Source organism: Collinsella sp. LCP19S3_C9 (genome assembly GCF_052121575.1).
Taxonomy (GTDB): domain Bacteria; phylum Actinomycetota; class Coriobacteriia; order Coriobacteriales; family Coriobacteriaceae; genus Collinsella.
Window position 1 is genome coordinate 31,927 of sequence record NZ_JBQKDZ010000003.1, and the last position, 24,133, is coordinate 56,059.

26 protein-coding genes are annotated in these 24,133 nt (G+C 56.2%); 9 read left to right on the forward strand and 17 right to left on the reverse strand.

Annotation, left to right across the window (positions count from 1 at the left end; genetic code table 11):
• Nucleotides 1–612 precede the first annotated feature (612 nt).
• The 6 genes from ACTQXI_RS02100 to ACTQXI_RS02125 all read left to right on the forward strand — a co-directional run bounded on the left by ACTQXI_RS02100 (nt 613) and on the right by ACTQXI_RS02125 (nt 5,473).
• On the forward strand, nt 613–1,317 hold the full coding sequence (locus ACTQXI_RS02100; protein ID WP_441536134.1) for a CDP-alcohol phosphatidyltransferase family protein: 705 nt from the start codon (nt 613–615) through the stop codon (nt 1,315–1,317).
• 66 nt (nt 1,318–1,383) lie between these two features.
• The gene (locus tag ACTQXI_RS02105) at nt 1,384–1,818 is read left to right on the forward strand and encodes an FHA domain-containing protein (RefSeq protein ID WP_195838557.1); all 435 of its coding nucleotides are present in this window, start codon (nt 1,384–1,386) and stop codon (nt 1,816–1,818) included.
• A 3-nt stretch (nt 1,819–1,821) separates the two neighbouring features.
• Nucleotides 1,822–2,706, forward strand: coding sequence for a transcriptional regulator FtsR (gene ftsR / locus ACTQXI_RS02110; protein WP_154516382.1), 885 nt, complete (start codon nt 1,822–1,824; stop codon nt 2,704–2,706).
• Between the two features lie 38 nt (nt 2,707–2,744).
• Nucleotides 2,745–3,275 (forward strand): adenine phosphoribosyltransferase, encoded by a 531-nt coding sequence (locus ACTQXI_RS02115; protein WP_195838556.1) that lies wholly within the window; start codon nt 2,745–2,747, stop codon nt 3,273–3,275.
• A 59-nt stretch (nt 3,276–3,334) separates the two neighbouring features.
• On the forward strand, nt 3,335–4,429 hold the full coding sequence (locus ACTQXI_RS02120) for a coiled-coil domain-containing protein (protein WP_441548235.1): 1,095 nt from the start codon (nt 3,335–3,337) through the stop codon (nt 4,427–4,429).
• A gap of 177 nt (nt 4,430–4,606) precedes the next feature.
• Nucleotides 4,607–5,473, forward strand: a complete 867-nt coding sequence (locus ACTQXI_RS02125; RefSeq protein ID WP_441069232.1) for a DegV family protein — start codon at nt 4,607–4,609, stop codon at nt 5,471–5,473.
• A gap of 73 nt (nt 5,474–5,546) precedes the next feature.
• Here ACTQXI_RS02125 and ACTQXI_RS02130 read toward each other — a convergent pair whose 3' ends face one another.
• Together ACTQXI_RS02130 and ACTQXI_RS02135 are read right to left on the reverse strand one after the other, a co-directional pair.
• Nucleotides 5,547–6,158, reverse strand: a complete 612-nt coding sequence (locus ACTQXI_RS02130; protein WP_441063552.1) for a DUF1836 domain-containing protein — start codon at nt 6,156–6,158, stop codon at nt 5,547–5,549.
• Between the two features lie 154 nt (nt 6,159–6,312).
• On the reverse strand, nt 6,313–7,251 hold the full coding sequence (locus ACTQXI_RS02135) for an NAD(P)/FAD-dependent oxidoreductase (RefSeq protein ID WP_441548236.1): 939 nt from the start codon (nt 7,249–7,251) through the stop codon (nt 6,313–6,315).
• A gap of 117 nt (nt 7,252–7,368) precedes the next feature.
• On the opposite strand from ACTQXI_RS02135, the gene ACTQXI_RS02140 reads away from it, so the two are divergent.
• The gene (locus tag ACTQXI_RS02140) at nt 7,369–8,670 is read left to right on the forward strand and encodes an MGDG synthase family glycosyltransferase (RefSeq protein WP_441548237.1); all 1,302 of its coding nucleotides are present in this window, start codon (nt 7,369–7,371) and stop codon (nt 8,668–8,670) included.
• Nucleotides 8,671–9,114: 444 nt separating this feature from the next.
• Here ACTQXI_RS02140 and dut read toward each other — a convergent pair whose 3' ends face one another.
• The 3 genes from dut to ACTQXI_RS02155 are packed head-to-tail and all read right to left on the reverse strand — an operon-like array spanning nt 9,115 to nt 10,507.
• Nucleotides 9,115–9,558: a dUTP diphosphatase gene (gene dut, locus ACTQXI_RS02145; RefSeq protein WP_441537847.1), complete on the reverse strand. Its 444-nt coding sequence runs from the start codon at nt 9,556–9,558 to the stop codon at nt 9,115–9,117.
• A 4-nt stretch (nt 9,559–9,562) separates the two neighbouring features.
• Entirely contained in the window at nt 9,563–10,006 is a 444-nt protein-coding gene (nrdR, locus tag ACTQXI_RS02150; protein WP_154516361.1) for a transcriptional regulator NrdR, read from the reverse strand.
• A gap of 51 nt (nt 10,007–10,057) precedes the next feature.
• Nucleotides 10,058–10,507: a LysM peptidoglycan-binding domain-containing protein gene (locus ACTQXI_RS02155; protein WP_441548238.1), complete on the reverse strand. Its 450-nt coding sequence runs from the start codon at nt 10,505–10,507 to the stop codon at nt 10,058–10,060.
• Nucleotides 10,508–10,669: 162 nt separating this feature from the next.
• On the opposite strand from ACTQXI_RS02155, the gene lexA reads away from it, so the two are divergent.
• Nucleotides 10,670–11,314: a transcriptional repressor LexA gene (gene lexA / locus ACTQXI_RS02160; protein ID WP_427717464.1), complete on the forward strand. Its 645-nt coding sequence runs from the start codon at nt 10,670–10,672 to the stop codon at nt 11,312–11,314.
• Complete coding sequence (locus ACTQXI_RS02165) at nt 11,314–12,018, forward strand: heparan-alpha-glucosaminide N-acetyltransferase (RefSeq protein ID WP_441548239.1); 705 nt, start codon at nt 11,314–11,316, stop codon at nt 12,016–12,018. Before lexA ends, ACTQXI_RS02165 begins: the two co-directional genes overlap by 1 nt.
• On the opposite strand, the gene hflX is transcribed toward ACTQXI_RS02165, so the two are convergent.
• The 12 genes from hflX to ACTQXI_RS02225 all read right to left on the reverse strand — a co-directional run bounded on the left by hflX (nt 12,003) and on the right by ACTQXI_RS02225 (nt 24,129).
• The gene (gene hflX / locus ACTQXI_RS02170; protein ID WP_427748031.1) at nt 12,003–13,292 is read right to left on the reverse strand and encodes a GTPase HflX; all 1,290 of its coding nucleotides are present in this window, start codon (nt 13,290–13,292) and stop codon (nt 12,003–12,005) included. The genes ACTQXI_RS02165 and hflX overlap by 16 nt on opposite strands.
• Nucleotides 13,292–14,230: a tRNA (adenosine(37)-N6)-dimethylallyltransferase MiaA gene (miaA, locus tag ACTQXI_RS02175; protein WP_441548240.1), complete on the reverse strand. Its 939-nt coding sequence runs from the start codon at nt 14,228–14,230 to the stop codon at nt 13,292–13,294. The genes hflX and miaA overlap by 1 nt, the downstream gene beginning before the upstream one ends.
• The gene (gene miaB, locus ACTQXI_RS02180) at nt 14,230–15,600 is read right to left on the reverse strand and encodes a tRNA (N6-isopentenyl adenosine(37)-C2)-methylthiotransferase MiaB (protein WP_441067716.1); all 1,371 of its coding nucleotides are present in this window, start codon (nt 15,598–15,600) and stop codon (nt 14,230–14,232) included. Before miaB ends, miaA begins: the two co-directional genes overlap by 1 nt.
• A 64-nt stretch (nt 15,601–15,664) precedes the next feature.
• Nucleotides 15,665–15,982, reverse strand: coding sequence for a stage V sporulation protein S (locus ACTQXI_RS02185; RefSeq protein WP_118079896.1), 318 nt, complete (start codon nt 15,980–15,982; stop codon nt 15,665–15,667).
• 74 nt (nt 15,983–16,056) lie between these two features.
• Complete coding sequence (locus ACTQXI_RS02190; RefSeq protein ID WP_427717475.1) at nt 16,057–17,142, reverse strand: ATP-binding protein; 1,086 nt, start codon at nt 17,140–17,142, stop codon at nt 16,057–16,059.
• Between the two features lies 1 nt (nt 17,143).
• Nucleotides 17,144–18,697, reverse strand: a complete 1,554-nt coding sequence (gene rny, locus ACTQXI_RS02195; protein WP_427726813.1) for a ribonuclease Y — start codon at nt 18,695–18,697, stop codon at nt 17,144–17,146.
• Between the two features lie 257 nt (nt 18,698–18,954).
• Complete coding sequence (locus tag ACTQXI_RS02200) at nt 18,955–19,647, reverse strand: regulatory protein RecX (RefSeq protein ID WP_154516334.1); 693 nt, start codon at nt 19,645–19,647, stop codon at nt 18,955–18,957.
• A gap of 11 nt (nt 19,648–19,658) precedes the next feature.
• Nucleotides 19,659–20,807: a recombinase RecA gene (gene recA / locus ACTQXI_RS02205; RefSeq protein WP_154516331.1), complete on the reverse strand. Its 1,149-nt coding sequence runs from the start codon at nt 20,805–20,807 to the stop codon at nt 19,659–19,661.
• Between the two features lie 257 nt (nt 20,808–21,064).
• Complete coding sequence (locus ACTQXI_RS02210; RefSeq protein WP_441548241.1) at nt 21,065–21,595, reverse strand: CinA family protein; 531 nt, start codon at nt 21,593–21,595, stop codon at nt 21,065–21,067.
• Nucleotides 21,596–21,607: 12 nt separating this feature from the next.
• On the reverse strand, nt 21,608–22,156 hold the full coding sequence (gene pgsA, locus ACTQXI_RS02215) for a CDP-diacylglycerol--glycerol-3-phosphate 3-phosphatidyltransferase (protein ID WP_427793554.1): 549 nt from the start codon (nt 22,154–22,156) through the stop codon (nt 21,608–21,610).
• Nucleotides 22,157–22,255: 99 nt separating this feature from the next.
• Entirely contained in the window at nt 22,256–23,605 is a 1,350-nt protein-coding gene (gene rimO, locus ACTQXI_RS02220) for a 30S ribosomal protein S12 methylthiotransferase RimO (RefSeq protein WP_441055662.1), read from the reverse strand.
• A gap of 26 nt (nt 23,606–23,631) precedes the next feature.
• Complete coding sequence (locus ACTQXI_RS02225; protein WP_154516322.1) at nt 23,632–24,129, reverse strand: YajQ family cyclic di-GMP-binding protein; 498 nt, start codon at nt 24,127–24,129, stop codon at nt 23,632–23,634.
• Nucleotides 24,130–24,133: the final 4 nt, after the last annotated feature.

The window sequence follows — 24,133 nt, forward strand, 5'->3', positions numbered from 1 at the left end:
CCGCTCAGCCGCATACGGTGCGCCATTATGCGCTGAACAAGAGGGGAGTGCGTTCACGACTTTGCGAACGAGCCCGAAACAACGATGAACGGTGTCGGTCTATCACCACAATGAAACCCTTGCAGTATCAAGAGGGGAGGTGCTGGCGGGTGGAACCAAAAGGTGAACGCCGCCATCTCTAGCTCCACCTTATCGGGTTTCCCGTCGCAAGCGATGCTTCAAAGAGCTTGCGCAGCGAAACGTTGGCGAAGGTCCAGGACCACGCTTTGCTGCTGCCCACTGTGACTCGGCCCTCGGCTCTGCGTAGAACCCGAAGCCGCTTTTGCAGTCGATGCGATTGACCCCGTCGAGGTCGGTGAGGGTGTAGCTTTCGCCCTCTCCATCCTGGCTCGAGCGTCCCTTGCGCTCGAAAGCAAAGTGACTTGACGCGAAGAGCACCTCACCAGCGCCGTTATTTTTTGGCATCTTTGGGGGCTGATGTACACAAAAGCGATAAACATCCCGGCCGATACCGTCCTCCACATGTCTGGACTCTCTATGCTTACGCTGGATAGACATCGCCAGAACGGGTATAGTATCGAGAGTTTTGTCGTTTACCAGCGGGGGAGTCCTGTGGGCATCAAAAAGAAGATCAAAAAGGAGCTTATCGGCACCTCCGATTACCCGTCGAATAAGATTTTCACGATCTCCAATTTCATTACCTTCACGCGCCTGGTCCTCACGCTGGTCTTCCTGTACCTGTTTGTGACGGACAACAACCGTGTCGTCGCCATTGTCATCTATGCCATCGCGGCTTCCACCGACTGGATGGACGGTCAGATTGCCCGCATGACTAAAACGGTCTCGTGGCTTGGCAAGGTTATGGATCCCATCTGCGACCGTGCGCTGCTATTTACTGGCGTTTTAGGCCTCGTGGTTCGCGGCGAGCTTCCCATCTGGGTCTGCGTGCTCATCATTGGGCGCGATATCTACCTGGGCATCGGCACGCTCATCGTGCGCCACTACCACCGCCGCCCCATCGACGTAGTGTTTCCCGGCAAGATTGCCACGGCGCTGCTCATGACCGGCTTCTCGCTCATGCTGCTGGGCTTTCCCGTTGTGGACGGCTGGCATCTGCTGCCCGCCACGTTCACGGCCTTCCCGGGCCTCAACGGCAGCTCGGTACCGCTCGGCATCTTTTTTGTGTATGGCGGCGTCATCTTTTCCATGCTCACCGCTGTCATCTATTCCATTAAGGGCGGAGCGGCCATTAAACAGGCTGTTGCGCATCCAGAGGACGAAGACGTCGACTTTCTTAACCCCGAAATCGAAGACTAAGCCATTGGGGTATTATTACGTACAGTTCATTCTTTGCGGCATGTCCGCGTTAAGTTAGGGGTTGTCATGGACAACATGGTTAACAATATGCCTCAAAACGATAAGACTGCCGACGCTACCTGCGTCTTCCGTGTGCCTTCGAGCGACGTTACCGTTCCCGATCTTATGGCGAACGTTCGCATCACTGCCCCCGTTCTGTCTATTGTCAAGGGGCCGCAGACCGGTGCTGCCTTTGAACTCGAGGATGATGTGACCACCATTGGCCGCGATCCGGCAAACGGCATTTTCCTCAATGACATGACCGTATCGCGTAGCCACGCACGCATTATTCGCGAGGGTCTGGCCGCTCGCATCGAGGACTTAGGCTCGCTCAACGGCACGTGGGTTGACGGCGCTATCGTCAATGCCGCCCCGCTGCACGACGGATCTTCCGTCCAGATCGGTACGTTCACGCTCATCTACCACGAGAGCACGCCGGAGCGCATCGAAACCGGTGAGTAGGGCATGGCCGAACGCAACTATCTGAGTATCGGCCAAGTCGTCAATTTACTTCGAGGCGCATACCCCGATCTTTCGAACTCAAAAATTAGATTTCTAGAAGATGAGGGGCTCATCACCCCTCATCGTACGCCAAAGGGGTATCGCCAATACTCCAAGGAGGACGTTGACCGTCTAGAGGTCATTCTGCATCTGCAGAAGACTCGCTACATGCCGCTCAACGTGATCAAGCAACGTCTGGAAAACGCTACAGATCTCTCCACGCTTGCCTACGAGGTGGGCCTGCTGTCCGACGTTCCGCTCAAGACGGAACCAAAGGAAACCAAGCAGAAACTGCATCCCATCGAGACCATTCCGGATATGTTGGGCGTCGAGATCTCGTTTATTCGCTCCTTGGCCGAAAACGACCTTATTCGCATTATCAAGAGTCCGCAGAACCGCGAGCTCGTCGACGGGCGCGATTTTCCGATTATCCGCTACTGTTCTGAGCTGTCACGCTTTCATATCGAGCCGCGAAACCTTCGTCAGTACGTATCATCCGCCAACCGCGAGTCTTCGATGTTCGAGCAAGTGCTCGTGAGTATGCTTGGCATGGACACCTCCGATGACGAACGCGATGCCAAGCTCGAACGCGCGTTTAAGAAGTTACATGACCTCACCGAGGGCGTGCATACTGCGCTGCTCAAGAACCGCGTATTTGAGTCACTCAACGCCGTAGTCGAGGACGCCGATATCGATGCCCTCGATGAGGAAATCGCACGCTCCGAATCAACCAAGGCCAAAAGCGAAGAGGCATCTGCCTCCGCGGTCCCCGTGCGCGAGGAATCCCTCGTGCAGCCGCTTAAGGTTGTCGCCCCCTCGCACACCGGCACCGCCAGCGCGGACAAATAAACGCTTCTACAAACCAGCCTCCCATGAAAGGTCACACCATGTACGACTTCGAATCTCACATCGTCGACATCCCCGACTATCCCGAGCCCGGAGTCGTCTTTAAGGACATCACGCCGCTCTTTAGCAATCCCGAAGCGCTTAAAGCCATGGTCGACGCGCTAGCGGAGCATTTCTCCGGCATGGGCATCACTAAGGTTGTAGGACCCGAGGCTCGCGGCTTTATGGTCGGTGTGCCCGTGGCCGTCGCCCTGGGTGCCGGCTTTGTTCCTGCACGTAAACCGGGAAAACTGCCACGTAAGACCGTTAGCCAGGAATACGAGCTCGAATATGGAACCGATTCGATTGAGATTCACGTTGATGCCATCAGCTCTAAAGATACCGTGTTGATTCTGGACGACTTGGTCGCGACGGGCGGAACCGTCGAGGCAACAGGTAAACTGGTGCGAGATATGGGCGCAAAGCTCGTAGGTTATGGTTGTATCCTTGAGCTTGCGTTTCTTAATCCGCGCAAGAAGCTCACGCCTTCTAACGAGGACGTTGAGCTCTTTAGCCTGGTAACGGTGGACTAGCCGCTACCCTTAGATACCGGAAAGGAAGCTCCATGCGCACAGCAAACACGCACAAAAACATGGCACGCTGCGCTGCTACGGCAACCCTCGCTTGTGTTTTGGGCTTGGGCCTCGCGGCTCCTGCCTATGCCGATACCGCGTCCGATCTTGCCGCCGCTCGTACCAAACTCGAGCAGATCGGTACGCAAACCCAGCAAATTCATGAAGAACTCTCCGCTCAGACGCAGGAGCTTGATCAGACTGCAGGCGAGATCACGCAAAAGCAGCAAGAGATTGCCGAGGGCCAGGCAAAGCTTTCGAGCTACGTTGCCGGTGAGTACAAGACCGGCGGTCTGAGTCTCCTTCAGGTTCTGACGGGCGTCGACGATCTGGGCGATATGCTCAACCGTTTGTTCTACTACGGCAAGGTTTCCGACAAGCAGGCCCAGACCATTCAGGAGGTCAAGAACCTTAAGCAGCAGCTCACCGATAAGCAGGCCGAGCAGGAGAAGAACGTCGCCGCGACGCAGAAGAAGGTCGACGAACTCAACGCCCAGCAGGCTGAGGCCCAGAGTGTCGTGAACTCCCTTGATTCACAGCTGCAGGCCGAGCTTGCCGCCGAGGCCGAGGCGAACGCCGCGCTGCAGGCTGGCATAAATGCCAGCACCGCCGAAAAGGCCACGGTGAGCAACGACACCGCCGGTACGACCGAGAACACCAACAATGGTGGCGGTACGACCAACAACGGCGGCGGCAACACGCCTGCGCCCGCGCCCGCTCCTGCTCCCACGCCGCAGCCCTCGACGCCCGCCCCGGCACCGGCCCCTTCCGCGCCGAGCCAGTCCGTTGACGGCGGCAGCGTTGTCTCTCGCGCTTATAGCAAGCTTGGTTGCGCTTATTCATGGGGCGGCATTGGCCCGAACAGCTTTGACTGCTCCGGCTTTGTAAGCTACTGCCTCACCGGCCGCTACTGCCGCCTGGGCACTACCGGCACCTTCATGGGTTGGCCCCGTGTTTCTGATCCTCAGCCGGGCGACGTCGTTGTTAACTCTTACCACACCGGCATCTACATTGGTAACGGCCAGATGATCCATGCTTCCGACTACAGCACGGGCGTTATCATCAGCTCCGTTGCCGCTGGCATGAACAACAATTATATTTTCGTTCGCTATTAAGTGTTTTAACTCAGCTAACGAAAATGGACCTCGTATCCTTTGGGAGCGAGGTCCATTGTTTTATCTCGACCGCCCATTTTGTGTGTAAACTACAATCTAGTTTTGAATACTAGATATGCGCAGCATCTGTCCAAAAGATAGCTATAATTGTTGAGGAACAACTAGAAAGGACCCTCAATGAGCTGGGCACTCATCTCAGATTCGAGCTGCAATCTTCGCGATTGGCAACCAACCGCACCTCATACCACCTTTGCATTTGCACCCCTTAAGATCCGAGTGGGGGAGCGTGAATTTGTCGACGATCTCTCGCTCGATGTTCACGAGCTTAATGTTGCCATTCAATCGGAATCCAGCGCATCATCGAGCTCCTGCCCAAGCGTAGGGGAGTGGGCTGAGCTCTTTAAGCTCGCCGACAAGACGATCTGCATGCCCATCTCCGAGGGCGTCTCGGGAAGCTACAATGCCGCGGCCACTGCGCGTGACATGGTGCTTGCCGAAGAGCCCAATCGTAAGATTCACCTGGTTAATTCGCGCGCAGCAGGCGGCAAGATGGACCTGATCTTCTTACTGTTTGATCGCTATCTTGCAAGTAAACCGGATGCCTCCTTTGAGGAAGCCTGCGCCTACTTCGATAGCTTGGAGCAGAACAGCAAGATCCTCTTTAGTTTATGCAATTACGAAAACCTTGCGAAGGCCGGACGTATCCCTAAGGCGGCCGGTGTTATTGCCAACAAGCTCAACATCCGCATTTTGGGCACGGCGAGCGAAGCGGGCGAAATTGAACTCGTTGGGCATACGCGTGGCGAAAAGAAGATGCTCACCAAGATTGTCGACACCATGGAGGCCGAGGGTTTCACGGGCGGCGAGGTCATCATCGATCACGTTGAGAACGAAGCTGGAGCCCAGGCGCTTGCCGACCGCATTGTGGAGCACTGGCCGGGCTCCAAGACTATCATCATGCCCTGCAACGGCCTAGATTCCTATTACGCCGAGATGCATGGTCTCATCATCGGCTACGGCATGGGCGTGGCTTCGGGCCAATAAAGCTCAACCAAGCAAAAACGCGGGCGGGACAAAGTGACTGATGGCTCTTTGTCCCGCCCGCGTTATACGTCGCCTAGCTATTAAACCCATTGAACTTGAGGTAGCTCATCAGGTACGCCTTCGATACAAAGGACGAAACCGCACTGCGTACGAGCAATGACTCGCGCGTAACCTGATGTGCGGTATCGGGCACGGGAGTCTGCTCAAGGGAAAAAGCCGCACGAATCGATGCCTCAAGTTGATCGACTACATAATCGAAGGCCGTCGGAGCGTCGTAGCTCAAGCGCTGAATATTAAAGAGCGCCTGAACCGCAGCGATGGGCAGCACCTGCTTAAAGATACAAATGGCGATGAGACGCGCAATCTGCTCACGGCCATACTGCTTTTTAACCGGAGCAGGAACGAGGCCGACCTTTACGTAGTTATTGATCATCGAAGGCGTAATAACGGGCTGCTCTACGCAAATCGAAAGCGGCTCCATCCACAGTGCAACATATTCAATAACCTGATCGCGATAGAGCGTTACGTTGGGCAGCTGGTCATAGCGTGGCAGGCTCAACGCATTGAGTTTACCCGCCATATCGGACTGAATAAATGCATCCGGCAGCACCGTCGGCTGAATATCCTCCGGCTTAATGCTGACCGATGTATCGGACATCGGGATAACATGTTTGACGTGGTTCATAAGAGGCCTCCGTTCGTTTTCTATATTGTATTCTAGATTATCTAGTTTTGCATACCACATAGCCGCTAAGTAAAAGTGGTTGGACAGCACATTGGCGCACCGTCCAACCACTTTGCAAAAAGATAGCAACCTTACATAAGAAATATTATCGTACTTATCCTCGTAAGAAGGCGTATGCGCTGGTTGCCGCTATGGCTCCGTCCGAAACGGCGGTCACAACCTGGCGTAAACGCTTGGAACGGATATCGCCGGCAGCAAACAAGCCCGGCGTGCGCGTGGCCATCGAGTCGTCGGTAACGATACCGCCGTCAGGCGCCAGATCCACCAGATGCTGTACAAGCTCGGTATGGGGCTGCGTTCCGGCAAAGACAAAGATGCCAAACGAACCTGGATCGAAGGACTCGGAATAGGTATCACCGGTGGCGTTGTCCTTAAACGTGATAGTTGTAGGCATGGCCTCGCCCGATAGCTCCACAATACTAGTTTGGTACCTAACCGAAATATTATCTTTAGCGAGTACCTTTTGAACCACGCCATCGGGAGCACGGAACTGATCGCGGCGCAAGACGATGGTCACGCTGCTGGCAATTTCTGATAAGAACAGGGCTTCCTCGCAGGCAGCATTACCGCCGCCAATGACAAAGACCTGTTTGCCACGAAAGAACATGCCATCGCACGTCGCACAATACGAAACGCCGCGACCGCGATACGTATCCTCGCCGATAAAGCCAGCAGAGCGCGGCGTGGCGCCCATGCAAGCGATAACACTCGAGGCCAGCGTATCGCCCGTATCGTGATGCACCGTAAACAGCGCCGCATCCGCATCGTAATCGATACCCGTAACCATGCTCCATGCAACCTGTGCTCCCAGGCCCTCTGCATGTTGCTGAAAACGCTCGCCGAGTTCGGCACCGCTCAAGAGCGGAATGCCCGGATAGTTTTCGACCTCATTGGTTGTGGCGATCTGTCCTCCCGACATGCCTTGCTCAATCACGGTCGTCGTTAGATTGGATCGCGCAGCATAAATGGCTGCAGCATAGCCCGCTGGGCCGCCGCCGATAATCGCAACATCGATCGGTTGATTGGTAGTCATGGAGTGTCCTCTCATCGAAACATTGGCGTTCTTTGCGCTCATACCCAAATTTAGGAGAACATGACAGTCATGCACTACAATGATTCTTTGCGAAACAACGATGAAGGGGAGTTATCGATGGATCAAACGCAGATGGGCAATGACGCTCCCCTGCCCACGCAAAGCGCCCCCCAATCGGAACAATTGATGCCGTCACCCGGACAAAAGCCCTTAGTGACCATTGTCCACGCATCGGTTGGTTCGGGACACAAAGCGGCAGCAAACGCTATCGCACAAGCATTCGAGCTTATACGCGGCACCAAGGGCATACCGCAGGATGTCGAGATTGAGGTCTTGGATATCCTCGATTTTGGACGCATAAAATTCGACGGCAACAAAACGGCCGCATCGTTTACCGGCGCCACGCGCCCAATTTATGACTTGACCTGGCGATATACCCTTACCGGACACCTGCTTTGGGGCGGCGGCACGGCATGGTCGCGCATTATGTTCCCCGCATTTAACGAATACGTTCGCACTCGTAGGCCTATTGCCGTGGTCGCCACACATATCACGGCAGCCAACGTTGCGGTTGGTGCGCGCGTCATTACGGGCATCGACTATCCCGTCATTTGCGTGCCGACCGATTACGAGGTCGAGGGCTGGTGGCCCCATAAGGACACTGACTTATTCTGCGTGGCAAACGAGTTTATGGCCGAGACGCTCCGCCCACGCAAGGTTCCCGAGGCAAAGATACGCATTACGGGCATCCCTATTCGCGCTGGATTTGACACGGATTACAGTCGTGAGGAAGAACTCGAGAAGTTCAAACTCCCTACCGACAAGACCATTGTGCTGGTAATGGCCGGCGCCAGTTTGCCTCAACCGTACGTTCGCTTTCGCGCGGCGATGGACCAAACCCTCCCCTTCCTCCGTAGCTTCGAGGACATGCACTTTGTCTTTTTGCCGGGCAAGGACACGGAATACGCCACGCGCCTGAAAACGCTCTTCGAAGCCATGAAACTCGAAAACGTCACGGTTCTTGACTATGTCGATGACATGGCAGCGCTCATGCACGGCTGCGATCTGGCAATTCTCAAATCGGGCGGACTCACTGTTACCGAATGCCTGTGTGCACACCTGCCGATGATTCTGCTGGGCAAGTCCTATGGCCAGGAAAAGGCCAACACCACCATGCTCACCGACTTGGGCGCCAGCATGCATGTCACCACCGCACGCGAGCTCATTGTGACGCTGCGCCATCTCCACGATCATCCCGAGTCGCTCAAGGCACTGCTCATCAATGGCGAAGTGTTACGCCGTCCACACGCGGCCGAGGACATCGCCATCGCAACCATGGAGCTTGCAGGCAAGCCCCAAAAGCGCAAACGAGCCTTCTGCCGCTTCTACTGGGGCGGAAAACCCGCGCATATCCGCTAGCATTGGACTGTCCGCTTGCCTGCGGGAGGCCCCTATATATCATCCCGTGCTCAAACATTCTCGCTTCGCTGCGAAACTGCGCGCGGGACGATATATAGGGGCCTCCCGCAGGCAAGCTGCGTTTACGTATTAGCAGCTATACCAGATTCCCCACCATTAGAATCTGCAAAGGCGAAACCGGAAAATTCAAATGTAGTAAGCCAATGCGACAAAGGGACTGTTCCTTTGTCGCATTGGCTTACTAGAAAGATTGTTATATCTCAAGCATGTAGCCCTTTCGCCTGAGCCCCATACATATCGTCCCGCGCGCAGTTTCGCAGCGAAGCGAGAATGTTTGAGCATGGAATGATATGTGTGAGAGGCGGGCGGGAGGGATACGAGCGCCCCCGCGAGAATGTTTGAGCATGGAATGATATATAGGGGCCACCCACGGGTGAGCGGACATTACAATACGCCGCTAGAACCGAAACCGCCGGCTCCTCGGTCGGTTTCGTCTAGTTCGTCTACCTCCACGAGATTGACCGTAGGAACTTCTTGGATGACGAGTTGAGCGATTCGGTCACCCTTGTTGATCTGGATTTCATTGGATGGATCCAGGTTGATAAGGATGACTTTAAGCTCACCTCGATAGTGGGCGTCTATAAGACCGGGCGTGTTGACTATAGACAGCCCCTGCTTAATAGCCAGGCCACTGCGAGGCTGAACGAAGCCAGCGTATCCATCGGGCAGCGCGATCGCAAGGCCAGTAGAGACCAAGCGTCGCTCGAAGGGCTTAAGGGTACAGTCCTCATTGGCACGGAGGTCCAAACCGGCATCTGAGGGATGGGCGTATTTGGGAAGCTCGATCGTAGGGTCGAGACGCTTAATGTTGACTGTAATGTTGGACATAAAATCACCTTAGCTTGTCGAGTTCTTGCAAAAACTCATCGATGTCTTTGAAATCGCGATAGACCGAGGCAAAGCGAATGTAAGCCACCTTGTCGATCTTGGCCAGGCGCTTAAGCACCATGTCGCCCAGGTCGTGGGACGTAACAGCCGTCAGCGTACGGGAACGCAGCTCCACCTCGATGTCATCGATGAGCTCATTGAGCTTTTTCGTGTCGATGTCGCGCTTAATCGTAGCGCGCATTAAGCCGACCAGCAGCTTATTGCGATCGAACCGCTGCTTTGACCCGTCAGATTTGATGACCTCGATGGGGTCTTCGCATCGCTCGAATGTTGTGAAGCGATAGTTGCACGAACAACATTCACGACGGCGTTTAATGGTGTTATTAGATTCCTGCATACGGGAATCGACAACACGGGTATGTGCATTGCCGCATCTGGGACAGCGCATGGTACCACCTCCAAAACGATAACAAGGGTACCATGTGCCGGAGTTTAAATCTTACGAACGCGCAGGAACTTTAAGAACGTCATTCGCATCGAGTGACCCATGCTCCAGATGATTGACACTGCGAATCATGTCAGAAGTCTCCTGCGTAGAAAGACCGTCGACGGAATGCTCCTGAGCAAGCGACCACAGGGAATCGCCAGACTGAACACGGACGGTCTCATAGGTAACGTTAGATGCGGACTCGGCATATGCGGCGTGACGAGCGCTGAAGATCGAGGTAGCAAGTACAAAGAAGAGCGTGAGCGCAACGGCCAGGGCGACAATCGTCGAGGCCTTCAGAGCAACGGGGGCCGAAGTCGTGGCGACGCACTGGCTTCGGACGGGCTTGCCAGGCAGTGTTTGAAAACCAGATCGGCCGCCTTTGACAACCGTGAAAGCCGGCGCCGCAGGCGTCTCGAGCTTAAGGGCGAGGTTTCCCTGGACCATATCCGTTGCATTCATCATGTTCTCCTCTCGCGTTTTTGACGAGAACTGTTTTATCAAGCCGCGAGGACAAAAAAGTCTAGCGCGGGAACGAGTGTTCGGTTATTATTATCTTCGAACAGTTGTTCCTGTCAAGCAAACATAGAACATTTGTTTGGGTTAGGTAGAGAGGAATCCCTGATGGCTCGCAAAATTACCAAGCGACAGCAGCAGATTTACGACTTCATCAAGGAGTATCAGCAGGAAAAGGGCTATCCGCCCAGCGTGCGTGAGATGGCTTCGGCTGTGGGTCTTTCCTCCCCTAGCACCGTACATGCACATCTCTCCGCACTGGAAGCACGCGGCCTGCTCAAACGTGACGCCACCAAGCCTCGTGCCCTAGAGCTCTTTGACGAGGACGGAGCCTCCGTCTCCATCTCAAAGTCCGATGAGCCCACGGCACCCCGCGGAACCGTATCGCTACCCCTCGTGGGCCGTGTCGCCGCAGGGATCCCCATCCTTGCCGAGCAAAATATCGAGGACACCTTTACCATCCCGACCGAGATCGCAACGGACCAGGGGTCTTTTATCCTCGAGGTCCACGGCAATTCGATGATTAACGTCGGTATCCTTAACGGCGACTATATCATCGTTCGCGAACAGAAGAGTGCCATGAATGGCGAGATCGTTGTGGCCATGATCGATGGCTCCGCAACGGTCAAAACGTTCTACAAGGAGCAGGGACGAGTTCGCTTGCAGCCCGAAAACGACACCATGGAGCCCATCTATGCGACAAATCCGACGATCCTGGGCAAGGTCGTTGGATTGATGCGCCGGTTCTCGTAATGCAAAACCGCATCACGGTCTTTGATACCATTCGCGGATTTACCATGCTGTCGATGGCAGGATTTCATGCTTGCTACGATCTTGCCTATCTTTATGGTTGGGATATGCCCTGGTTTACTCAGACCATCTTCCAAGACATCTGGCGTGCCAGCATCAGTTGGGTATTTTTGTTTATTGCCGGCTGGATGTGCACCCTCTCGCGCAACAACATCAAGCGTGCCGTCAAATATGCCGCTGCCGCTTTTGTCGTATGGGTCGCGACGACGCTCGTCTCAGTCGATGACTCGGTGAACTTCGGCATCATGTTCTGCATGGCGGCCTGCACCGCCATTGTCGCGCTCGCGCGTCCGGTGATCGTTAAAGTGCCGTCGGTATGGGGTATAGCAATTTGCCTCACACTTTTTACCCTTACCTGGAGCATTCCTAAAACGGTTTATCCTATCCCCTATTTAGCTTGGCTGGGTTTCCCAAGTCCAAACTTTGTCTCTGGTGATTACTATCCAGTCATACCATTCGTATTTATGTACCTTGCAGGCTTCTTTGCCGCCCACACGACTCAGGAAGCAAACTATGAGGCGCCGGGATGGGCCTATGCGAATCCCATCCCGGCGCTCGCAAGTCTCGGGCGCCATGCGCTGCCGTTCTACCTGCTGCATCAACCGGTTATCTTGGGTGTACTGGAGCTGATTTACTCTGTTCGATAACGCTCGAGACGCGGTGCGATACGGGCTGGAAGCTTTGCCACAATACGAACGCCGTCCTCGAGGTATTCCTCGTGCAGAAGGGTTCCCTGTTCGTGCACAAGCGTGATTAACGCGCCCTCTCGATACGGGATATCGGCCGAGAGCAACACGTCCGTAGCGGCCGCTTCACGAGCGATGCGATCGACTAAGTCATCAAGGCCCTCACCCGTCTGAGCCGAGAACAATACCGCCTCGGGATAGCGCCGGCGAAAGCTCAAGCGGTCGACGCTATCGAGCAGATCGATTTTATTGAACACGGTAAGCGTCAGGCGCTCACCGGCACCAATCTCGTCAAGGACACGATCAACCGCCTCAAGCTGACGCTCGTAATCCTCATCGGAAGCATCCACAACTTTAAGAACCAAATCGGCGCCGAGCACCTCGGAAAGCGTAGATTTAAACGCGTCGACCAGGCCATGGGGCAGTTTTTGAATAAAGCCAACGGTATCAGTGATCGTCATGCCACGGCCACCGGGTAAACGATACGAACGCGTCGTAGGATCGAGCGTGGCAAACAGCTTATCCTGCGAAAGTACCGTGGATCCCGTCAATCGATTAAGCAACGTCGACTTACCGGCATTGGTGTAGCCAGCCAACGCTACGCGAAACGCCGGAGATTCAATACGGCTTTTCGATTGCACATCACGACGTTGTTCAACCTGTTTCAATTCGCGTCGAAGAGCTGCGATCTTATCGCGAATCAGGCGACGGTCGACCTCGAGCTGGCTTTCGCCCTGGCCAAAACGCGATCCAATGCCGCCACGCGTCTGTTCCTTAGCAAGGTGGCTCCACATACCTCGCAGACGGGGCAGCAGATACTGTAACTGAGCCAGCTGCACCTGTAAGCGACCCTCACGCGTCTGAGCATGCAGGCCAAAGATATCCAAAATCAACGCCGTGCGGTCAATAATCTTGACCGGTTCGCCCACGGCTTTCTCAAGATAGGACTGCTGTGAAGGAGTCAAGTCGTCGTCGAAGATTACAACATCCGCATCCATACGATGCACCAAACCGCATAGCTCCTCGACCTTACCGGAGCCGATAAACGATTTGGGATAAGGTTTAACCAGACGCTGAGACAAGCGTGCCACGCATTGGGCTCCAGCAGTGTGAGCCAAGCGCTCGAGCTCGTCGAGCGAACGGTCGAGCGGCCAGGCGTTATCGCGCCACTCAACACCAACCAAGACGGCACGCTCAGGTTCAGGCGCCGTGGGAACCAAGGGAAAACGTGCCATTAGGCAGCCTCGATACGACGGTAGATATCATCGACGACCTCATCGATCGTAAACTCATCCATATCGAACCACACGATGCGGTCGTCCCGCTTAAACCAGGAAAGTTGGCGCTTGGCATAGCGACGTGAGCGCATCTTGATAAGCTCGCGAGCCTCATCCATGGTAATAGCGCCTCGCAAGGCATCAATAATCTCTTTGTAACCGATTGCCTGCATCGACGTGAGTGCATCACCCAGGCCCTGGTCCATAAGGCCACGGACCTCATCGACCAGCCCCTGCTCAAACATAAGGTCGACACGCAGGTTAATGCGCTCATACAGCACTTCACGGCTACGCGTCAGACCAAACCACAAGGCATGATAACGCTCACGTGGAACGCTGAATTTAGACTTCTGCTGGGCATACGACACACCGTCATCGTGCATCTCGAGCGCACGGATCACGCGGCGCACGTTATGGGGATGAATCACGGCAGCCGATTCCGGATCACGCTCGGCAAGCAGGGCATGCATAGCTTTCTCGCCAATACGCTCGGCAAGCTCCTGATAACCCGCGCGGCGTTCGTCCTCGAGCTCTCCCGAAGGAAAATCCATTTCATCGAGTGCAGCCTTAAGATACAAGCCCGTGCCGCCGCAAAAGACCGGAAGCCGTTGCTCACCAAGCAAACGCTCGATATGCGCCCGGGCATCAGACTGATAGAGCGCAGCAGAATACGCGACGCCCGGGTCCACGATATCGACAAGACGCAGGGGCACCGAGCACTCCTCGGGCATCATCTTGGCCGTACCGATATCCATACCGCGATAGATTTGCATCGCGTCACACGATAACACTTCAGACGACAGACGAGAGGCCAGGCGGTCGGCAACATCACTCTTGCCGACCGCCGTCGGACCGACGATCGCTACGGCAGAAAGGTTTGTGCCGGGGGAAACCATTAGCGAGGCTCACCCACAACGGAGCCAGACAGATACCACGTCTTGGCGACATCCACATCGACGTCGACGATTTTGCCGATAAGCTGATCGATACTATAACCAGCGGGAATCGGCGCATGCACTGTCTGGTTCTTAGGACTTTTACCAAGAAGGACAGCGTCGTTTTTCTTGCTCGTGCCCTCAATAAGCGCAGGTACCACGGTGTGAAGCTCGCCCTGGTTATACTCATATGCCGTCGTCTCGATAACCTTGACCAGACGGTTAAAGCGCTCAAGGATAACCTCATGCGGGGTGGGATCATAAATCTCAGCTGCCGGGGTACCGGCGCGCTTGGAGTAAATAAACGTGTAGGCCTGGGCATAGCGAACCGTCTCGGCAAGCGAGAGCGTCTGCTCAAAGTCTTGCTCGGTCTCGCCCGGGAAGCCCACGATGATGTCGGTCGAAAGCGCAATTTCGGGCATACGGTTACGAATGCGATCGACCAGGCCCAGATAATCCTCGCGCGTGTACCGACGATTCATCTCTTTAAGGATACGCGTGGAACCCGACTGAACGGCTAGGTGAAGCTGCGGCATAACGGCAGGTGTCTCGGCCATAGCATCGATGGTCTCGGGAAGCAAATCCTTGGGGTGCGAAGAAGTAAAGAAGATACGCTCGACGCCCGTATCACCCACGGCGCGCAGCAGGTCGGCAAAGCGCGGCTTGCCAAAGAGATCGCGACCGTAGGAGTTAACGTTTTGTCCCAGCAGCGTAATCTCGCGCACACCCTGACGCACCAGACCCGTCACCTCGTCGACAATCTCCTCGAAGGGGCGGCTCTTCTCGCGACCACGGACGTACGGCACGATGCAGTACGTGCAGAAGTTGTTGCAGCCCGTCATGATGGGCACCCATGCATGATACTGCGTCTCGCGATGCCACGGCATACTCATGGCGTCCGTATCTTCATGCTCATTCGTGCGGATATGGCGCTTGCCATCCATAAACGCCTCGGCGATAAGCTCCGCCACGTGCGCAATCGAATGCGTACCAAAAATAACGTTGACGTTATCGACGTTGGTGAGCAAGCCCTCGCCATCGCGCTGAGCGATGCAGCCACCCACGGCGACCACACGCTTACCCGAAGGAGAAGGAGGAAGACTCTTGCAGGAATTGCACTGACCGTACAGGCGCGTATCGGCAGCCTCGCGCACACAGCATGTCATGAATACGACAATATCGGCATGCTCCGGATCGAGCGCCATAAGACAGCCATAGGAATCGAGCAAACCGCTCACGCGCTCGGAGTCATGCTGATTCATCTGGCAGCCGAATGTGCGAATAAAATAGGTTTTACCGGCAAGAATATCGCGTACGAAACGCTGGTCCATGAGCTTACATCCTAACGATGATATCGACGGGGCACAAAGGTGCTACAAACGTGCGAAAACTCGCTTACGCAACAGGCTTAACGTCGTCCATGACGACATTGTCCATAGCAGCCCGATTAATCTGGTGAACGTAGATAGAGAGACGGATTGCCGTGCGAGACTCCCCGTTAATGAGGATGTCAGAGAACACCGGCGCACAAGAGACATCAAAGCCAGTCGGAATCAGAAAACCTCGCGCAATGGCAACGGCCTTTATGGCCTGGTTGACGGCGCCGGCACCGACGCACTGAATGTTGACGGGAACGCCATCTTTGACCATACCGGCAATGGCGCCGGCAACGGACGCGGGCGATGATTTGCTTGATACCTTCAGGCAATCCATGAAGAAACTCCTGCGTTTAAAAGTACGTTTTAACTGCAATAACTGTATCGTACCGAGCGGACTCGGTAAAGATGCTACTCCTCTTTGGCAAGATCGAACGTCACGGTGATGCGATCACGTGAAACGCGAATCTTAGGGTCGCCGCACAGATTGAGGTAATACCGGGCGGCGAGGTCATTGAAGTCGCGCTCGACAGCACGCGAAAACTGCGCCATGTCATCCTTGGCAATGCGAAGGCCTCGACGGTCCTTGGCAAGATCGACTGGAGCCGGCAAATGCGAGGTGGAATCGCGCTCGCGCAGCAGACGCGCGCACACGCCGCGAACGGGCTTAATCTGTCCCGAAAGAATACGGTGGGCAGTACGCTCGGACATCTCGAGACCCAGCCCGGAGCAAATCCGGATAAAGTCCTCGGCATCCGAGGCAAGACCTAAACGATCGATAACCGGAAGCTCGCACTCGTCATCGATAAAGAGCAGGCGTGACGTATCGAGACGACTGGAAGCCTGGGCGTACAGGGTCGCCGCGATCTCGGACGGAGAGCCCAGATACACGTCGCAGTCGCGCAGCTCCTCAAGGGCAAACTCGCAGGCTGCGCGAATGATGTTGTGAGGACCGCGAGCGCATACATAGCGGCCGTCTTCGTCTTTAACCGCCTGAGGCCAGCTCGACTGGTCGGCGCGCTCAGCCAAGCGATCGGTGTCAACGCACACCTTAAACGCTGAGCCCAAATCGACGCCCGATGTAACAACGCGTGCCTCATCGGTGTTCTGCTTGATAGAGAACAGCGCCATACCACGACCGTGAACACCCCAACGGTCCATCTTCATGCTCTCGAGCTTGGAGGTGACACGGGCATCGAAAATACGCTCCTGCATATCCTGCGGCACACCCGAACCGTTATCCAGGAAGAGGAGGGTACGAACACCCTCCTCCTTGGTCGTGGCTAGATAGACCTTATCGGCTCCGGCATCGCGAGCATTACGCAGCATCTCGATGACAATGTCCTCTACATGCTGAATGTCATGCTTGGCCTGACGGCGCTCGGCCTCCGAAACGCGGAGGCGGACATACCCCTCGCCAAGGTTTTCCTCGACGCGAAGGTTGCCCTCCCCCGACATCGACGCGATAAATGAGATGAGCTCGTTCGCGTCGTTCATGTTATTTAGCGATATCGACGGCACGGCTCTCGCGAATCACGACAACACGCACCTGACCGGGATACTCCATCTCTTCCTCGATCTGATGGGCGATATCGTGCGCAAGCACCGTGGACTGGGCATCGGAAATCTTGTCCGGCTGAACCATGACATGGACCTCGCGACCGGCCTGCATAGCATAGGTACGCTCGACGCCGTCATGAGAGTTGGCGATCTCCTCGAGCTTCTCAAGGCGCTTGATGTAGCTCTCGGCCGACTCGCGACGGGCGCCGGGACGAGAAGCGGAAACAGCATCGGCAGCCTGGACCAGAACGTCGAGCACCGTGTTGGGGTCGACATCGGCATGATGGGCCTCGATTGCGTGGACGATAACGGGCTTCTCGCCATAACGGCGGGCAAGCTCGGCGCCAATCACAGCATGCGGACCCTCAACGTCGTGATCGATGGCCTTGCCCAGGTCATGCAGAAGACCCGCGCGCTTGGCGGTCACAACATCCAGACCAAGCTCGGAGGCCATGATGCCGCACAGGTCGGAGACCTCAAGCGAGTGCTGTAGCACGTTCTGACCAAACGAGGTGCGGTAGCGCAGAGCGCCCAGGGTTTTGACGATCTCGGGATGCAGGTCGTGGATTCCGGTATCGAAGGCGGCCTGCTCGCCGGCTTCGAGCACACGCTGCTGAACCAAGTCAGCGGCCTTGTGGTACATCTCCTCGATGCGGGCGGGGTGAATACGACCGTCGGCAATGAGGTTCTCGAGCGCCACGCGGGCGGTCTCACGACGGACCGGATCAAAGCTCGAAAGCACGACAGTCTCGGGGGTATCGTCGATCACAAGGTTGACGCCGGAAACCTGCTCGAAAGTACGGATGTTACGACCCTCGCGACCGATGATGCGGCCCTTAAGGTCATCGGAGGGAATATGAACGGACGTGACGGTGACCTCGGCGGTATGGTCGGCAGCACAGCGCTGGATCGCCAGGGAGAGAATCTCCTGAGCGGTCTTGTGGCACTCGGCGCGGACCTGTTGCTCGGACTCACGGATGATGGTGGCCGCCTCATGGGTAACCTCGCCGCGGACCTTATCGAGCAGCTCCTTGTGAGCATCCTCGCGCGTAAGGTCGGCAATACGCTCGAGCTCGGAGGTCTGCTTGGCGCAAAGCTCCTCAAGTTCGCGAGAGCGCTTCTCGACCTGACCGGCCTGGCTGGACAGCTGATGCTCGCGCTTATCGAGTGCATCGTTGCGTCGGTCGAGCGATTCCTCGCGCTGCATCACGCGATTTTCGAGCGCGCGAATCTCGCTCTTACGCTGCTTGTCCTCGGCCTCGGCGGCCTGTTTGTTCTTGATGATCTCTTCCTTAGCCTCGAGCAGAGCCTCTTTTTTGAGGGTCTCGGCCTGACGCTTAGCATCACCGATCAGGGACTCTGCCTGCGCGTGTGCCGACTGAATCTTTTCTTCGGCCTCGTGAAGACTACCCTGCTTGGCGGTGCGCATGTAGGCAATGGCGACGATGGCACCCAAAACAATGCCAACGAGCGCTGCAATGATAAGCGGCATGCTCACTCCTTTTTATGGATTCGTTACATAACAAAGCGAACCGTCCATACGAACGGCTCGCGACATTTGAGTAATATGGGCGCAGCTTATGCGGGTCGGATACAGATAAACATATAAACAAACTCATCGCAGATGAGCACATATCACAATGCAAATGACAGTAATTATCCTACGTTGAACCGCAACAACTGTCAAATCAAAGCACCCAGCACGGCGCCTATCGAGCGGTGAACGGCAGGGGCGTAACGTGCGCATGCTTAAACGTCGCATTTCTCGCTTAAGGCATCGAGGCGCGCCTTAACGGCATCCGCGGCAATGTGATAGGAAAAGCCCTTGCCCATCAAAAATCTGACGAGCTTTTCAAATGCACGTGCCTCGGGAACGCGACGCTTAGCGAGCAAAGCCGATGCGCGAGCCAAGTCGTCATCCTCGGCAAAATAAGCCTCGGGATACCCTGGAATCTCATCAAGTGCAACATGGCGACGCTTGAGTTCAGTCTCGATTTTGCGCTGTCCCCAACCACGACGCTTACGCTCCTCGATAAAGTACGAGCAAAAGCGGTTCTCATCCAAAAAACGATACTCGATGGCACGATTGACGGCAAAGTCGATCGCGGGCTGACGAAAGCCATAGCGCGCCAACTTATCGCGCACCTCGCCCGTAGCATGATCGCGACGCGAAAGCATCTCGGTCACCATGGTGAGCGCACATTTGCATTCGATAAGCTGCACCGCCTCGCGAAAGTCATCCCAGTCGCAGGGAAGATCGAGACGGTTCTGAACGTACACACGTGCCACACGCACGGGAATCCAAATGGACCGTTCAAAACCGCCCTCCAGATCGCAATCGATATGTGCACAGGGCTTTTTAGACGCATAACCGCTCGAGAACGAGGAGGCCGTCTTCTTATCCGGAAAAACGACCCTAGCCTCGGTCACCGTATACGACATGTCGGCATCCGTTACTCGTCGTCATCGTCGAGCATCGCGGAGCCATCGATGGCATACAGCTCGTCAAACTCCTCGGGGGCGGGCTGATCGGTCAACTCAACCTCGGAGGGGGCATCATCGTCATACTCAAGACCGCAGGCAAGGCGAACCTTGTGCTCGATCTCGTCGGCGCAATCGGGATGCTCGCGCAGGAACGTCTTAGCGGCCTCGCGACCGTTGCCGAGTTTGTCCTCACCATAGGCAAACCAAGACCCCATCTTTTTGCATATGCCGCACTCGACAGCCATATCCAGAATCGAGCCCTCTTTAGAAATGCCGGTGCCATACATGATGTCAAATTCGGCCGAGCGGAACGGAGCAGCCACCTTGTTCTTAACGACCTTGGCACGTACGCGATTGCCGATAACCTCGTCCTTGAGCTTGATGGTATCGATTTTACGAATATCGATACGCACGGAAGAGAAGAACTTGAGTGCGCGGCCGCCTGTGGTGGTCTCGGGGTTGCCGAACATGACGCCGATCTTCTCGCGCAATTGGTTAATGAAGATGCAGGTTGTGTTGGACTTGGCAAGCGAGCCGGCGAGCTTGCGGAGCGCCTGACTCATCAAGCGAGCCTGCAGACCCACCGTCGTGTCACCGATCTCGCCCTCGATTTCGGCACGTGGAGTCAAAGCGGCAACAGAGTCGACGACGATGGCGTCGATGGCACCGGAACGCACAAGCATGTCAACGATCTCGAGCGCCTGTTCGCCCGTATCGGGCTGGGAAATCAGCACCTCGTCGATATCGACGCCGATGCGCGCGGCGTAGGTGGGATCAAGCGCATGCTCAGCGTCGATAAAAGCAACGACACCGCCCATGGCCTGCGCCTCTGCAAGAATCTCAAGCGAAAGCGTTGTCTTACCGGAGGACTCGGGGCCATAAATCTCAACGATACGACCGCGCGGCACGCCGCCGATACCCAAGGCGGCATCGAGCGCCAGAGAGCCCGTCGGAATAGCCTCGACCTCGAGCTCGGGACCGCCGTCGCCATACCTCATAATAGAACCCTGGCCGAACTTCTTCTCGATCTCGGCCTTGGTAGTGGCGATCATCTCGTCGCGCTCTTTACCCGTCGTGCGCGTATGAACGGTACGTACGGGACCTGAATTCTTGGCCATGAATAGCCCTCCTCTTAACAACCTGAATCGATGATAAACGAACGGCTGTTCGTGGTCAACCGTTCAGGTTCATCATATGCACCCGTCCATTCCAAAACCCGACCAAACGCCGACCAATCACCGACCAAACGCTTGACCATGCCAATCGCAAATACGAGTGCTCGTACAAATTAAAGACATGTGCCAGCGCAAGCGCATTCCTTGCCAAAGGTCCCTATCTCCACAATTAAGGGGCCCTAAGGCCCCTTAAAACACGTCTATTCCATGGAATTGAGCACGCGGACAATGCGTTCCAAAGCCTCAGCGACCGCATAGGCACGGACGCACGACCGATCACCCTCGTAGTGACAGCGCGCAGACTCAACGACCGTCGCTCCCCCATCGGCCGCACGATACGCCCAGCCGATATAGAACGTGCCGGCGGGGTCTTGCTCGGTACCGCCGCCGGGCCCAGCGTAGCCCGTTGCGCTCACGGCGACATCGCTCTGATAGAGGTCCAGCGAGCCCGCGGCCATCTCACGCGCCGTCTGATGCGACACGGCGCTAAACCGATCGAGCGTTTCCTGCTCGACGCCGAGCACGCGATGTTTGATCTCATCGCAGTAGGTCACCGCACCGCCACGAAGCACCGCCGAGGCACCCGGGATATCGGCAATCGTCGAGGCGATCATGCCCGCCGTCAGCGACTCCGCCGTCGACACCGTCACGCCACGGGCACTCGCGCGTTCGACAATATCGCGCGCCAGCTCCTCGTTGTTTGCGGCGATCTGCAAATAAGACTCCGTCATACCCACCAGGACCTAGACCGAAAAGACGATCTTACGGCAGTTCCAGAAGTACTGGGCACCCGAGATAATGGTCAAAATGACAGCGATGACGTACAGGAAGCGCGACACCGAATAGACACCGAGCAGCAGCGACGCCGGCCCCAGCTGAAGACCGGCCATCGCAAAGACGCACAGATAGCCACAGATGGAGACCATCGTGGTCGCCGTCTTGTACTTGCCGAGCTTATCGGCGGCAACGACCACACCGGCAGCACTCGCGACCATGCGAAGTGCGCTCACCAACAGCTCGCGGAACAGGATAATGAACACGGACCACACGGTCACCGCGCCAAAATCCAAGAACAGCAGCAAGGCCGAGAACACCAGCAACTTGTCGGCGATGGGGTCCAAGAACTTGCCGAAATCGGTGATCTCGTTGCGTGAGCGCGCCAGATAGCCGTCGACCTTATCGGTGCACGACAGGATCACATACAGAATGAAGGCAGCGGCGGCGAGCGGGCCGTCGAAGGTGCTCCAGTCCGTACCGGCAACGCCCCCGTGAGACAGGGCCGAGACGATCATGAACACCGGAATAAAGACGATGCGAACGCACGTCACGATATTGGCGGGCGTCCAAACGCTCGTCAGTTCCTTATTGCTCTCGTTTGCCACGACGCTCTCCTACTCCACAACATGGCCGATAAGCTCATAGCAGAAGCTATCGGTAAACTCGACGGTCAAAATATCGCCCACGGACGCCTCGCTGGCGTCCAGATGCACCGCGCCATCGGAATCGGGCGCCTGGAACCAGGCATGACCGATCAGCTCGGCGCCGTCCTCGGTCTCCTCGATACCGTCGACGATTACCTGGGCGCGCTCGCCCACATGGGCTGCCGTGGCGGCAAAACCCAGCGACTCGGCCAGATCCATGGCCTCCTGGGCGCGCTCGAGCTTGACCTCCTCATCGACCTGGCCCTCCATATTGGCGGCCAGGCTGCCCTCCTCCCGCGAGTAGGCAAAGACGCTCGTATAGTCAAAGCCGACGGTGTCCATAAAGTCGATAAGATCACGGAACTCGTCGTCGGTCTCGGTCGGAAAGCCGACCATGGCCGTGGAGCGAATCACGATGCCGGGGATACGATCACGAAGATCGCGGAACAGTTCCTCGAGCTCCTGACGCGAACCGGAGCGACGCATGGCCTTGAGGATGCGCGCGTCGCAGTGCTGCACGGGGATATCGATATAGGGCAACACCTCGGGCGTATCGCGTATCGTCTCGATAAGCTCGTCAGTCATACCCTCGGGCTGCAGATAGAGCACGCGAACCCAAACGTTGTGCGGGCGCACAGCCTCGGCGACGGCACGCAGCAGCTGAGCCAGATTGCGCGGTGAAGCCTCAGCGGCGTCCTCATCGGCAAAGTCGGTGCCCCAAATGCCCGTGTCCTGGCCGATCAGCACGATCTCGCGCACACCGCCGGCAACCAGGTCGCGCACCTCGGAGATAATGCTTTCGGCATTGCGCGAATGATAGCGACCGCGAATGTAGGGAATCATGCAGAAGCTGCAAAAACGATTGCAGCCATCGGAGATCTTGACGTAGGCGACAGCGCCCTCGACGGTACGCTTGACCTGCGGGATATAGGCAGCGATTTTACGCTCCACGCCAAGAACGCCATCGATGACAGAGACGATACCGTCTTCCTCATCGGCCTTCACAAATGCCGCGACCTCGGGCAGCTCGTCGGGCAGGTCGTCGCCGTAACGAGACGGCACGCAACCGCACATGACAATGGGGCAGGAGCGAACGCCGTCCTGCACCTCGTTAGCGAGCTCGAGCGTGGTCTCGATGCTCTCAGACGTCGCCGAGGTAAGAAACGAGCACGTATTGACAATGGCGATATCGGCATCCTGAGGATCGAATGCCTCCTCGTAGCCCGCAGCGGTCAGCAGCGAACGCATGCGGTCGGTATCGACCTCGTTCTTGGCGCAGCCAAGCGTGATATAGAGTACGGAACCCAACGGAGTATCCATGTTGGAGAGCGGTCCTTTCGAGTAAATTAGCGGTAGTTGGTAAACTGCAGCGGCTGGCCGTAGTCCTGGTCGCGCAGGAACTGAATCACCGTCTGTAAAGCGTCCTTAGAAGCCGAGGAAACGCGCAGCTTATCGGCCTCGATGGTCACCTTGACCTTAAGCTTTTGATCCTTGATGTCTTTATTGATCTTCTTTGCGGTCGCCTGGTCGATGCCCTCGACGATATGACCGAGCACGCGCACGGTACCGCCCGAAGCCGCCTGCGGGGTGTCCCAAGAGACAGCCTTGAGGTCGATACCGCGCTTGATGAGCTTGGAGCTCAAAACATCGATGATCTGCTTGGAGACAAAATCGGCCGGAGCGTTAATCGTAAAGAGCTTGTCGCCCTTCGAAAGCTCGATGGTGGCGCCGGAGTCTTTAAGGTCATAGCGCTGGGAAATCTCGCGGGCGGTCTGCTGGAAGGCGTTATCGACCTCCTGCATGTTAACCTCGGACACAACGTCGAAGCTGGAATCTTTAGCCATGGTT